The 12,338-nt window shown below is 64.7% G+C and carries 11 protein-coding genes; 8 read left to right on the forward strand and 3 right to left on the reverse strand.

Annotated features, from left to right (window positions below):
• Positions 1-8: 8 nt before the first annotated feature.
• The gene (mtgA, locus tag ASF08_RS17870; protein ID WP_082473267.1) at positions 9-806 is read left to right on the forward strand and encodes a monofunctional biosynthetic peptidoglycan transglycosylase; all 798 of its coding nucleotides are present in this window, start codon (positions 9-11) and stop codon (positions 804-806) included.
• Positions 807-935: 129 nt separating this feature from the next.
• Positions 936-1,511 carry a hypothetical protein gene (locus ASF08_RS17875; RefSeq protein WP_056147988.1) on the forward strand — a complete coding sequence of 192 codons (576 nt, stop codon included), beginning with the start codon at positions 936-938 and terminating at the stop codon, positions 1,509-1,511.
• Here the strand turns inward: ASF08_RS17875 and ASF08_RS17880 are convergent.
• Both ASF08_RS17880 and ASF08_RS17885 read right to left on the reverse strand, forming a co-directional pair.
• Positions 1,469-2,431: a hypothetical protein gene (locus ASF08_RS17880; RefSeq protein ID WP_056147991.1), complete on the reverse strand. Its 963-nt coding sequence runs from the start codon at positions 2,429-2,431 to the stop codon at positions 1,469-1,471. The genes ASF08_RS17875 and ASF08_RS17880 overlap by 43 nt on opposite strands.
• A gap of 11 nt (positions 2,432-2,442) precedes the next feature.
• Positions 2,443-3,681 (reverse strand): argininosuccinate synthase, encoded by a 1,239-nt coding sequence (locus ASF08_RS17885; RefSeq protein WP_056147994.1) that lies wholly within the window; start codon positions 3,679-3,681, stop codon positions 2,443-2,445.
• A gap of 204 nt (positions 3,682-3,885) precedes the next feature.
• Here ASF08_RS17885 and ASF08_RS17890 point away from each other — a divergent pair, with 204 nt between their 5' ends.
• Positions 3,886-4,512 (forward strand): 2-hydroxychromene-2-carboxylate isomerase, encoded by a 627-nt coding sequence (locus ASF08_RS17890; RefSeq protein ID WP_018044920.1) that lies wholly within the window; start codon positions 3,886-3,888, stop codon positions 4,510-4,512.
• A gap of 133 nt (positions 4,513-4,645) precedes the next feature.
• Here the strand turns inward: ASF08_RS17890 and ASF08_RS17895 are convergent, their stop codons facing one another.
• Positions 4,646-6,124, reverse strand: a complete 1,479-nt coding sequence (locus ASF08_RS17895; RefSeq protein WP_056147997.1) for a methyl-accepting chemotaxis protein — start codon at positions 6,122-6,124, stop codon at positions 4,646-4,648.
• A 512-nt stretch (positions 6,125-6,636) separates the two neighbouring features.
• On the opposite strand from ASF08_RS17895, the gene ASF08_RS17900 reads away from it, so the two are divergent.
• From ASF08_RS17900 to atpD, 5 genes are all read left to right on the forward strand, one after another.
• Positions 6,637-7,332 (forward strand): DsbA family protein, encoded by a 696-nt coding sequence (locus tag ASF08_RS17900; RefSeq protein WP_056147999.1) that lies wholly within the window; start codon positions 6,637-6,639, stop codon positions 7,330-7,332.
• Between the two features lie 286 nt (positions 7,333-7,618).
• Positions 7,619-8,188 carry a F0F1 ATP synthase subunit delta gene (locus tag ASF08_RS17905; protein ID WP_056148001.1) on the forward strand — a complete coding sequence of 190 codons (570 nt, stop codon included), beginning with the start codon at positions 7,619-7,621 and terminating at the stop codon, positions 8,186-8,188.
• 74 nt (positions 8,189-8,262) lie between these two features.
• Complete coding sequence (atpA, locus tag ASF08_RS17910) at positions 8,263-9,792, forward strand: F0F1 ATP synthase subunit alpha (RefSeq protein ID WP_056148003.1); 1,530 nt, start codon at positions 8,263-8,265, stop codon at positions 9,790-9,792.
• Positions 9,793-9,953: 161 nt separating this feature from the next.
• Positions 9,954-10,829 (forward strand): F0F1 ATP synthase subunit gamma, encoded by an 876-nt coding sequence (locus ASF08_RS17915; RefSeq protein ID WP_056148008.1) that lies wholly within the window; start codon positions 9,954-9,956, stop codon positions 10,827-10,829.
• Positions 10,830-10,875: 46 nt separating this feature from the next.
• Complete coding sequence (atpD, locus tag ASF08_RS17920; protein WP_018044914.1) at positions 10,876-12,336, forward strand: F0F1 ATP synthase subunit beta; 1,461 nt, start codon at positions 10,876-10,878, stop codon at positions 12,334-12,336.
• Positions 12,337-12,338: the final 2 nt, after the last annotated feature.

Raw genomic sequence — 12,338 nt, forward strand, 5'->3', positions numbered from 1 at the left:
GAAGGGCCTTGGTCAAGAATGGGCGCGTCGTTGTGCGGGAGGTACGGATTCAGGAACGGCGCGACGGCGCGGCGGAAGACAGCGATTCGCGATCACGCCATGCGCGCGATCTCGATTCCATCCGCCAAGGACGAAGGAAGCATTGGGTGAGGCGGTTCGTCGGCCTCGTCATGCTGCTCCCCGTCATGTTGCTGGCCCTGATTCTTGTTCTGGGGCTCGTCTATAGTGCGCTGACGCCGCCCTCAACCCTGATGCTGGCGCGATGGGTGAGCGGTAAGCCCGTCAGCCGGGAGGCCGTCCCCCTCGATGCGATCTCGCCGTTTCTCGTCCAGGCCGTCATCGCGTCCGAGGACCAGCGCTTCTGCCTTCACAACGGCGTCGATTGGGGCGCCCTGCGCGACGTGGTGGATGATGACGAGGGGCCGAGCCGCGGGGCTTCGACCATCTCCATGCAGGCCGTGAAGAACGTGTTTCTCTGGCCGGGCCGTTCCTTCATCCGGAAAGGCCTCGAAATTCCCCTCGCGGTCATGGCCGACGCCCTGTGGGGCAAGCGGCGGATGATGGAGGTCTATCTCAACATCGCCGAATGGGGGGAGGGCGTCTACGGCGCCGAAGCCGCTTCGCAGCGCTGGTTCGGAAAAGGCGCGCGGAACCTCAATCGCAGCGAGGCGAGCCTCCTCGCCGCCGTTCTGCCGAATCCGATCCAGCGCAACCCGGCCCTGCCGTCGCGGGGCGTGCGCGCAGTCGCCGCCCGCATCCAGGCAAGAATGAACGGCGTCGGCGGATTGATGGGCTGCCTTCGCTGAGTCCCAACACGTGGAGGCTCACCGCGACTCGTGCCATAGAGCCCTCCATTGCCCGGCAGGCGGCCGGGGCCGGCCCGTGATGGGGCGGATACGAGGCAAGACGAACACCACATCGGTAGCGGACGCGACATGGCCGACAGCACAACCTTCGACCTCACCCTCGAGCGGATCGCCCTGATCCGCCGGATGGTGGTGGCCTGGAACCCGGCCGGGCAAGGAGCCCCCATCGTGCATCCCGACGCACCCTATGGCAGCACCGACCGCGACGGGGACATCTTCAACGTCACCGGGGACGATGACGGAGCAGATGAGGAGCACCGGGCATTGGGCAAGGCGCTCGCGGTGTTCCTCCACAATGCCGTGCTGAAGCCGGGGCGCTACGCCTATCACAACACCCTGGCAAAGTTGTCTTCGGAGGATGTCGGCGACGTGTTCCGCGACGAGGCGACGGGCGAGACGCCCGAGCACGTCACCTTCGACGTCACGGCCGAACATCTGGCTCTGATTCCGAAGCTCAACCTGCTCTGGGACGAGGCCCGCGACGTCCCCGCCTTCGACACGGCAGAGCCCTATGGGGTGGGAACAGAACTTCCCTCCGTGCATCACGAGATGCAGCCGGTCTTGCAGATCTTCCTGCGGTACGGCGATCTCGCCCCCGGCCTTTACCGGCGACCAGATGGGGCAACCGTCTGGGCGGCCGTGTGACCGTCGTCCGAAAACCGTACGATCAAGGGCACGATCACAACGAAGAAGGCGAGCACATAGGCTGCGGCAATCCGCGAATGGACCAGGGTCGACTCGGCCGCAGCCCCCGCGCCCAGGATGCACAGCCCGATCCACGCCATCGCGAAGGTTGCGCAGGCGGCACCATAGAGTAAGCGCAGCCGTCCGTTGCGCGCCCGCGACGCGCCGACCCATGGCCAGGCCGCGGGAGCGGCGAGGATGCAGGCCATCAAGAGTAGGCCGCCGGTCTTATCCGGCACGGCGCGAAGGATCGCGTAGTAGGGCAGCGCGTACCACGGAGGAAGGATCGCGAAGGTGTCGCTCGAGGGCACACGTTCGGGAGGCGCAAGACCCGTGAGATTACCCACTGCACCGCCCGCGAGCAATGCGGCGGCAGCGAAGACCGCAGCTTTCAGGGTTGCGCTTCGGGTCCATTGCCGCGACGCGAGATGGAGAACGAAAAAATCGGCGGCCACGGCCACGGCCAGGAGAAGCGGGGTCGGACCGATAGTTCCGCCGCCCCGCGAGGTCGAGGCGGTCGCCGCGTGCGCTTCCGTCAGAAGATTGGCGATCACCGAACCTACGACGGGCAGGGTCGCCAGCGAGGCGATGACCCAAAAGGCGATCTGCCCCCATGGAATGAAGGTATCGAGGAAAAGGGCCGCTTCGCTCGCGACCCAGACACCGCACAGAAGGAGCCAGGTCAGAGTTCGCAGGCGACCGGAGACGCCGTCGTAGATGGAGACGAAGGCGTGCAGCCAGAGGCACAGGAACGCCGTCGAACGGAGGTCTACGAAAGCGGACGACGCGACGCCGAGAGCGGCGTTCGCGACGATCGTCAGAACGAGGAAGGCGCCGATGATCCGAGCGAACCGTGCGGGCCGAACCGCTCCGTCCGTCAAGGTTGAGGTTCTCAAGCCTGTCGTTTCTTCCGCTGCGCCAGGGTGCGCAGGCGCAGGGCGTTGAGCTTGATGAAGCCCGCCGCGTCGCGGTGATCGTAGGCCACGGCGCCCTCCTCGAAAGTGACGAGGTCCTGATCGTAGAGAGAGTTCGGGCTGGTGCGGCCGATGACGTGGATGCCGCCCTTGTAGAGCTTCAGCCGGACCTCGCCGGTGACCATCTCCTGGCTCTTGTCGATGAGGGCCTGGAGCATCTCGCGCTCCGGTGAGAACCAGAAGCCGTTATAGATCAGCTCCGCATATTGCGGCATGATCTGATCCTTGAGGTGCGCCGCGCCCCGGTCCAGCGTGATCGATTCGATGGCGCGGTGGGCCGGCAGCAGGATCGTGCCGCCCGGCGTTTCGTACATGCCCCGGCTCTTCATGCCGACGAAGCGGTTCTCCACGAGATCGAGGCGGCCGATACCGTTGTCGTGGCCGAGCTGGTTGAGCTTGGCCAAAAGCGTGGCAGGTGACAGTGCCTCGCCGTCGATGGAAACCGCGTCGCCCTTCTCGAAGCCGATCGTGACGATGGTCGGGGTGTCGGGGGCCTCTTCCGGCGAGAGGGTCCGCGAGTAGACGTAATCCGGCACCTCATCGGCCGGATCTTCCAGGACCTTACCCTCGGAGGAGGCGTGGAGAAGGTTCGCGTCCACTGAGAACGGGCTCTCGCCGCGCTTGTCCTTGGAGATCGGGATCTGGTGCTGCTCGGCGAAAGCGATCAGCTGCTCACGGCTCTTGAGGTCCCATTCGCGCCACGGGGCGATGACGGTCACATCGGGCTTCAAGGCATAATAGCCAAGCTCGAACCGGACCTGATCGTTGCCCTTGCCGGTGGCGCCGTGACAGACCGCGTCGGCGCCGAGACGTTCGGCGATCTCGATCTGCTTCTTGGCGATGAGCGGGCGGGCGATGGAGGTGCCGAGGAGATAGACGCCCTCGTAGACCGCGTTGGCACGGAACATCGGGAAGACGTAGTCGCGCACGAACTCCTCGCGCAGGTCCTCGATGAAGATGTTTTCCGGCTTGATGCCGAGCAGTTCGGCCTTCTTTCGCGCGGGCTCGAGTTCCTCGCCCTGGCCCAGATCGGCCGTGAACGTAATGACCTCGCAGCCATAGGTGGTCTGCAGCCATTTCAGGATGATCGAGGTGTCGAGGCCACCGGAATAGGCGAGCACGACCTTGTTGACGGGCTTCGGATTCGCGTCTGACATGGGGCTCGCTTCGGTTCTCGTGACGTGGGGGCGACTTATCAGCCGAGAGCCGCGTCGTGCAACCGGCATGCCGCAGGAGACGTTGCAGAGGTATCGGCCCCGCTTTCCACGGCCGCGGCAGCGGACCCTGTTGCCGCCCTGGCCGCGACAGCCGAAACTGCGTAATCCGACCCCACTCTTGATCCCACGCCGGAGATTCGACGAATGCCGAGACGGCCGACCCTCGAATTCTGGTACGAGTTCTCCTCCACCTACTCCTACCTGGCGGCCATGCGGATCGATGCGATGGCGCAGGCCGCCGGCGTCGACCTGCGATGGCGGCCGTTTCTCCTGGGGCCCATCTTCGCCAGCCAGGGCTGGAATTCCTCTCCGTTCAATCTCTTCCCCGCCAAGGGACGGCATATGTGGCGGGACGTAGAGCGTGAGGCGGCGCGGCAAGGCCTGCCGCCGCTGAAACGGCCCGACCCGTTCCCGCAGAACAGCCTGAGCGCCACGCGCGCAGCCACCTACGGCATGGATCACGACTGGCTCGTTCCGTTTTCGAAAGCCGTCTACGAGACCCAGTTCGCCGTTGGGCACTCCATCGCCGAACCCCAGGCCGTGGCCGGAATCCTCAACCGGCTCGGTCTCGACGGCACCGTGATCCTCAAGGCCGCGGCTCTGGAGGGCAACAAGGGGCGTCTGCGCGTCAACGGAGAGGAGGCGCGCTCGCGCGGCATCTTCGGCGCCCCGACCTTTTTGACCGGCGACGGCGAATTGTTCTGGGGCAACGACCGGCTTGAGCAGGCTCTCGCCTGGGCGACCGGTGACCGGCCGGGGGCGATGCGATAGGCGCCACTGATTCCTGGCCGAGACGGCCAAGTTGAACCGAGGCCACGAGGTTACCCTACGATAAAGGTCGGTCGCGCGCTTTGGTCGGGCCGCGACCGTGTCTTTCCATCCGTGAAGCGAGGCCGGTGAGGCCTCAGGCAGCCTCTTGTGAGGCGGTTCTCACTTTCTGCGTGGCCTCGTCGACCTCTTCGGTGGAGCGGGCGATTTCGCTGAGGCTACCGGTGATGAGGGTGACGCCGTTCGAGGCGGTCTGCATGCTGGCCGACATCTCACGGGTGACGGCGCTCTGCTCCTCCACCGCGGCCGAGATCGCGCTCGCGACCTCGTTCAGAGTCATGATCGTGTCCTGGATCGAGGTGATGGCCCCCACCGCGTCCTGCGTCGCCTGCTGGGTCGACGCGATCTGAGCGGTGATCTGTTCGGTGGCCTTGGAAGTCTGGGCGGCCAGCGCCTTCACCTCGGTGGCGACCACGGCGAAGCCCCGCCCCGCCTCACCGGCCCGTGCCGCCTCGATCGTGGCATTGAGAGCGAGAAGGTTGGTCTGTGCCGCGATGCCCTGGATCAGGGCGACGACCTCGCCAATTCGGGTCGCCGCACCGGACAGGCCGGCGATGATGGTGCTGGTTTCCTGAGCCTGCCTCACCGCCTGACCGGAAATTTCGGACGCGTGAGTGACCTGCATGCTGATCTCGGACACCGACGCAGCAAGCTCTTCGGCGCCGGACGCCACGGTCTGAATGTCGGCGGAGACCTGCGTCGAAGCCAGCGCGGCCTGACCGGCCTGCAGCGACGCACCGGAGGCGGATCCCGCGATGGCGTTGAGGTCGGTGGCGATCGAGATCTGGATGTCGGCGCGGCGCTTGCGCTCCAGCACCTGCCGCGTCACGTCGATGCAGAATTTGACGACCTTCAGCGGGCGTCCTGCACGGTCGAGGATCGGGTTGTAGGTGCCCTGAATGAACACCTCGCGGCCGCCCTTGGCGATCCGCCGGTACTCGTCGGCCTGATACTCGCCGCGGCCGAGCTCGTCCCAGAAGCTCTTGTATTCGGCGCCGGCGCGCAGAGCGGGATCGACGAACAGGCTGTGATGCTTCCCCTGAATCTCGGACAGGTCGTAGCCCATCACGTCGAGGAAGTTCCGGTTGGCGGTGAGGATGGTGCCGTCGAGGGCGAACTCGATCACCGCCTGAGAGCGGTTGAGGGCCTTGATCTGACCCTCGTTGTTGATCGACTGCATCACCCGTTCGGTGATGTCGGACGAGAACTTGACGATCTTGGTGGTTTTGCCGTCGCGTCCGAGGATGGGATTGTAGGTGGCCTGCAGCCAGATCTCGCGCCCGCCCTTGCCGATGCGCTTGAACTCGCCGGATTGGAAGGTGCCGGCGGCCAAGGCGGTCCAGAAGGCACGGTAATCCTGGCTCTCTCGGAACGCCGGTTCGACGAACAGGCTGTGGTGCTTGCCCTGGATCTCGGACAGTTCGTAGCCGATTGCAGCAAGAAAATTCCCGTTGGCCGTCAGTACCTTGCCATCGGTATCGAATTCGATGACCGCCTGAGAGCGATCCAGTGCGTCGATCTTGGACCGGAGATCGCTGTTCGTGAAGAAGTTCATCACCCTATTTGACGCGTAAGGGTTGGGGGTGGATCGCCGCGCTCGACCCTGCAATCTTTGATACGCTCGCGTTTCTATCTGCCAAGTTAACGAGATCCTCACTGGATCGCAAAAATCAGAAATCGCCCATCACGATAACGTTATAAAAAGTGAACAAGATGTATTTGTATTTCAAATCAGGTGAGTGCACTCGCCATTGAGTTTAGTATTTCTCAAATAGAACTATATATTTCCGTATAAATCCATGTCAGTTCTGCCTTTAGAATTATACAATATCGAATTTTTATCTGATTATTTTGATATTTGGTAAGACGAAGCGGAGGCCCTTTTAGGTGCCCGGTTCTGGGACATGGAACGATATCTCATTGACGGACGGACGGACGGACTGGCTGTGCCGGAACGATCCCCGTTGCGGGCACCGGCGGACTGGATACGGTCACGAACCGGGATTATGAGGCGCGACCTGCGGTGCCGAATGATTGGAAACCGCGCACATTCGAGGCTTGGTTCCCATGACCATCGACCGTCGAACTTTCCTAACCGGGGCCGTGAGCCTGGCCTCTCTCGTCGCCTCCTCCGGCGCGAGTGTGGCCCAGGGATACGGCCAGACCTTCAAGGTCGATAACGACGACGGCCGACCCATCGCGAACACGCGGCTCCCGGGCGAGATCGTCGGAGAAATCCCAGCGTTGAAGGGTGTCACATACGTGGGCGCCCGCGAGGCGGAAATCACGCTCTACGAGTTCTTCGACTACAATTGCCCGTATTGCCGGAAGGCGGCGGTCGACATGGTGTCGCTCGCCGCAAGCGATGCCGCCTTGCGGATCGGGCTCGTCAACAATCCGATTCTCTCGCCGCAATCGGCCCAGGCGGCGAAGGTCGCCTTGGCGATCCAGCGTAAGCTGGGCTCGGCCGCAGCCTGGACGCTCTACCAGAGGCTCCTCGCCAAGCCGGGCAAGATCGACGGCAGCGGCGCGCTTCAGGTTGCCGCCACCCTGGGTGTTTCCGCTTCCGAGATCGAGACGATCGCCGACAGCGACGAGGTGCGACTCGCCCTGAGGGCGCAGATGCGGATGGCCGCCGACCTCGGCCTCATGGCGACTCCCTCCTACGTCCTCGGCAATACCGGCCTGCTCGGGCATCCGGGAGCGAAATCCCTCGCCCGGATGATCGGCGCCATGCGCCGTTGCGACCAGATCGCCTGTTGACGGTCCTCGTCGTAGGCCCCGACCGATGCCACCCGGTCCGCGCCTCACCTTCGCCATCGTTTGCGCGGATTGGGGATGATCGCATGACCGCGCGCCGCACAAGCTTATGCAGAGCCGTCTTCGTCTTGCGCCTCCCCAACACGCATGCTAGGCCCTCGCCGCGCCGGGAGGACGGGTTTCAAACCTGTATTTCGAGGCGGTTCCCATTCCTGACGGTTTCAGAGCCGACGCCGAGAACGGTGTCATGGGCCGGAACCTCGGGCCGGATTAAAAGAGAGAGTGGCGCGTGGCGCAGACCAGTTCCGAGGCGGGTTCCCCGGTTGCAGGCGTAGCAGGTCGCTATGCCTCCGCGCTGTTCGAGCTGGCCCGCGACGAGCGCCAGATCGATGCGGTGGCCGCGAGCCTTCAGCAATTCGACGGCCTTTTGAACGAGAGCGCCGACCTGATGCGCCTCGTGCGCAGCCCGGTCTTCACCGGCGAGCAGCAGGAAGCCGCCATCGGCGCCATCCTCGACAAGGCCGGAATCACTGGGCTCGGCGCCAACTTCATCCGTCTCGCCGCCGCAAACCGGCGCCTGTTCGTGCTGCCGGACATGATCCGCTGCTTCAATCGGCTCGTGGCCGCTTCGAAGGGCATCGTGCGGGCCGAAGTCACGGTGGCCGAGCGCCCCTCCGACGCCGTCCTTGAAGAGATCAAGGCTTCTTTGCGCGATGTCGCCCGGTCCGAGATCGATCTCGACCTGCGGGTGGATCCGGCCCTGATCGGCGGTCTCATCGTCAAGATCGGCAGCAGGATGGTGGATGCGTCCCTGCGGACCAAGCTCAACGGTATTCGACTCGCGATGCGGGAAGCCTGAGGTCGGCGCCCCGGCGCACGACCGCTCCCGTTTTCTCCACAGCAACTTCGTTCCGAATTTAAAGAGGCCAGACGATGGACATCCGCGCTGCCGAGATCTCCGCGATCCTGAAAGAGCAGATCAAGAATTTCGGCCAGGACGCCGAAGTCACCGAGGTAGGCCAAGTGCTCTCCGTAGGTGACGGCATCGCCCGCGCCTACGGCCTCGACAGCGTCCAGGCCGGCGAGATGGTCGAGTTCGAGTCGGGCGTGCGCGGCATGGCTCTCAACCTCGAGCAGGACAACGTCGGCATCGTGATCTTCGGGTCCGATCGCGACATCAAGGAAGGTCAGACCGTCAAGCGCACCGGCGCCATCGTGGACGTTCCGGTCGGCAAGGCACTCCTCGGCCGCGTCGTCGACGCGCTGGGCAACCCCATCGACGGCAAGGGCCCCATCGCCACCACCGAGCGTCGCCGCGTCGACGTGAAGGCGCCCGGCATCATCCCGCGCAAGTCGGTGCATGAGCCGATGGCCACCGGCCTCAAGGCCATCGACGCCCTGATCCCCGTCGGCCGCGGCCAGCGCGAGCTCATCATCGGCGATCGCCAGACCGGCAAGACCGCCATCGCCCTCGATACGATCCTCAACCAGAAGCCGGCCCATGCGGGCACCGACGAGAACGCCAAGCTCTACTGCGTCTACGTCGCCATCGGCCAGAAGCGCTCCACCGTCGCGCAGTTCGTGAAGTCCCTCGAGGACAACGGCGCGCTGGAATACTCCATCGTCATCGCCGCCACCGCCTCCGACGCGGCACCGATGCAGTTCATCGCCCCCTTCGCCGGCTGCGCCATGGGTGAGTATTTCCGCGATAACGGCATGCACGCCGTGATCGTGTACGACGATCTCTCCAAGCAGGCCGTGGCCTACCGCCAGATGTCGCTGCTGCTGCGCCGCCCGCCGGGCCGCGAAGCCTATCCCGGCGACGTGTTCTACCTGCACTCGCGCCTGCTCGAGCGCGCCGCCAAGATGGGTGACGCCGCCGGCAACGGCTCGCTGACCGCGCTTCCGGTTATCGAGACCCAGGCCAACGACGTCTCGGCCTACATCCCCACCAACGTGATCTCGATCACCGACGGCCAGATCTTCCTCGAGACCGACCTGTTCTACCAGGGCATCCGTCCGGCGGTGAACGTGGGCCTCTCGGTGTCCCGGGTGGGCTCGTCGGCACAGACGAAGGCGATGAAGAAGGTCGCCGGCAAGATCAAGGGCGAGCTCGCCCAGTACCGCGAGATGGCTGCCTTCGCGCAGTTCGGCTCGGATCTCGACGCCTCGACCCAGAAGCTCCTGAACCGCGGCTCGCGCCTCACAGAGCTCCTGAAGCAGCCGCAATTCTCGCCGCTGAAGATGGAAGAGCAGGTCGCGGTGATCTATGCCGGCGTGAACGGCTATCTCGACGCTCTGCCCGTGTCGAAGGTCCGTCCCTTCGAGGACGCGCTGCTCTCGACCCTGCGCACCAAGCACGCCGATCTGCTCACCAAGATCCGTGACTCGAAGGATCTGTCCGACGACAGCGCGAAGACGCTGAAGGGCGTCGTCGAGAGCGTCGCCAAGTCGCTGGCCTAAAGCCAGTCGATGATCCCCTCCCTTAGCGGGGAGGGGACTGGGGTGGAGGTGTGCCGGACCGGCCGAGACCTCTTCGACACCACCCCCAACTCCGGCTCTTCCTCACTCGAGGGGAAGAGAGATGGCGTCGAACCGCACCGAACGGATCTGGAAGTCACCCCATGGCGAGTTTGAAGGATCTGCGTAACCGCATCGCTTCGGTGAAGGGCACGCAGAAGATTACCAAGGCGATGCAGATGGTCGCCGCCGCAAAGCTGCGGCGGGCGCAGAATGCCGCCGAGAACGCACGCCCCTATGCCGAGAAGATGTCCCAGGTGCTCGGCAACCTCGCCGCGAACCTCGTCGGTGGTGTCCAGGGTCCGAAGCTTCTGTCCGGCACGGGAGCCGACAAGGTTCACCTGCTGGTCGTCTGCACGGCTGACCGCGGCCTCTGCGGCGGCTTCAACTCGTCAATCGTGCGTTTGGCCCGCGAGCACATCCGCACGCTGACGGCCGAGGGCAAGACGGTGAAGATCGTCACGGTCGGCAAGAAGGGCTACGACCTCCTGCGTCGCCAGTACCGCGACCAGATCATCGAGAGCCGTGACCTGCGCGGCAACAAGCCGGTGGATTACGAGTTCGCCGCCGAGATCGCGCAGAGCATCATCTCGCGTTTCGACGACGGCGAGTTCGACGTAGCGACGCTGTTCTATTCGCGCTTCCGCTCCGTCATCGCCCAGGTGCCGACCGCCCAGAAGCTCATCCCGGCCGAGCTGCCCGCAGCCGGCGGTACCGCTCCGGATGCCTCTCTGGAGTTCGAGCCGAGCGAGGAAGCGATCCTCGACACGCTCCTGCCGCGCAACCTCACCGTCCAGGTGTTCCGCGCTCTCCTGGAGAACGCGGCCTCCGAGCAGGGCGCACGCACGGGTGCCATGGATTCCGCCACGCGCAACGCGGGCGAGATGATCAAGAAGCAGACGCAGATCTACAACCGTACGCGTCAGGCCATGATCACCAAGGAACTCATCGAAATCATCTCGGGTGCCGAAGCGCTCTAAGCGCTCCCCGTCGCCCTGACCGCAACATATTCGAAGGACCCGTAACATGGCGAACACCGCTCTCCCCGGCGCCGGCTCCAACAAGGTCGGCAAGATCACCCAGGTCATCGGCCCCGTGGTCGACGTTCACTTCGACGGCCACCTGCCGGAGATCCTCAACGCCCTCGAGACCAAGAACAACGGCAACCGCCTCGTTCTCGAAGTGGCCATGCAGCTCGGTGAGAGCACCGTGCGCTGCGTTGCCATGGACACGTCGGAAGGCCTCGTTCGTGGCCAGGAAGTCACCGACACCGGCGAAGCCATCAAGGTACCGGTCGGCTTCAACACCCTCGGCCGCATCATGAACGTCATCGGCGAGCCAATCGACGAGGCCGGCCCGATCCAGTCGGACACCCTGCGCGCCATCCACCAGCCCGCGCCGTCCTACGCCGAGCAGTCCACCGAGTCGCAGATCCTCGTCACCGGCATCAAGGTGGTCGATCTCCTCGCCCCTTACGCCAAGGGCGGCAAGATCGGCCTGTTCGGCGGCGCCGGCGTCGGCAAGACCGTGCTGATCATGGAGCTCATCAACAACATCGCCAAGGTGCACTCGGGCTACTCGGTGTTCGCCGGCGTCGGTGAGCGCACCCGCGAGGGTAACGATCTCTACCACGAGATGATCGAGTCCAAGGTCAACATGGACCCGAAGGAGAACAACGGCTCGGCCGAAGGCTCCAAGTGTGCGCTCGTCTACGGCCAGATGAACGAGTCCCCCGGCGCCCGCTCGCGTGTCGCGCTGACCGGCCTCACCATCGCCGAGGATTTCCGCGACCAGGGCCAGGACGTGCTGTTCTTCGTGGACAACATCTTCCGCTTCACCCAGGCCGGCTCGGAAGTGTCGGCTCTCCTCGGCCGCATCCCCTCCGCCGTGGGTTACCAGCCGACGCTGGCCACCGATATGGGCGCCCTCCAAGAGCGCATCACCACCACCACCAAGGGCTCGATCACCTCCGTGCAGGCCATCTACGTGCCGGCCGACGATCTGACCGATCCGGCGCCCGCCGCTTCGTTCGCCCACTTGGACGCCACCACCGTGCTCTCGCGGTCCATCGCCGAGAAGGGCATCTACCCGGCCGTGGATCCGCTGGACTCGACCTCGCGCATGCTCAACCCCGCCGTTCTCGGTGAGGAGCATTACGACGTCGCCCGCCGCGTCCAGCAGACCCTGCAGCGCTACAAGGCCCTGCAGGACATCATCGCGATCCTGGGCATGGATGAGCTCTCGGAAGAGGACAAGCTCACCGTCGCCCGCGCCCGCAAGATCGAGCGCTTCTTCTCGCAGCCCTTCTCGGTGGCCGAGATCTTCACCGGCTCGCCCGGCATCCAGGTCCCCCTGGCCGACACGATCAAGGGCTTCAAGGGCCTGGTGAACGGCGATTACGACGACCTGCCGGAGGCGGCCTTCTACATGGTCGGCACGATCGAGGACGCCAAGGAAAAGGCGAAGAAGATCGCCGCCGCGGCCTGAGC

This window comes from Methylobacterium sp. Leaf85, assembly GCF_001422125.1.
Classification (GTDB): Bacteria; Pseudomonadota; Alphaproteobacteria; order Rhizobiales; family Beijerinckiaceae; genus Methylobacterium; species Methylobacterium bullatum.

Excerpts from the sequence above, each read along its gene's own strand:
- ASF08_RS17900 (WP_056147999.1), top strand. The coding sequence starts at position 6,637 with ATGACCATCGACCGTCGAACTTTCCTAACCGGGGCCGTGAGCCTGGCC.
- atpD (WP_018044914.1), top strand. The coding sequence starts at position 10,876 with ATGGCGAACACCGCTCTCCCCGGCGCCGGCTCCAACAAGGTCGGCAAG.
- ASF08_RS17885 (WP_056147994.1), bottom strand. The coding sequence starts at position 3,681 with ATGTCAGACGCGAATCCGAAGCCCGTCAACAAGGTCGTGCTCGCCTAT.
- atpA (WP_056148003.1), top strand. The coding sequence starts at position 8,263 with ATGGACATCCGCGCTGCCGAGATCTCCGCGATCCTGAAAGAGCAGATC.
- ASF08_RS17875 (WP_056147988.1), top strand. The coding sequence starts at position 936 with ATGGCCGACAGCACAACCTTCGACCTCACCCTCGAGCGGATCGCCCTG.
- ASF08_RS17915 (WP_056148008.1), top strand. The coding sequence starts at position 9,954 with ATGGCGAGTTTGAAGGATCTGCGTAACCGCATCGCTTCGGTGAAGGGC.
- ASF08_RS17895 (WP_056147997.1), bottom strand. The coding sequence starts at position 6,124 with ATGAACTTCTTCACGAACAGCGATCTCCGGTCCAAGATCGACGCACTG.
- ASF08_RS17890 (WP_018044920.1), top strand. The coding sequence starts at position 3,886 with ATGCCGAGACGGCCGACCCTCGAATTCTGGTACGAGTTCTCCTCCACC.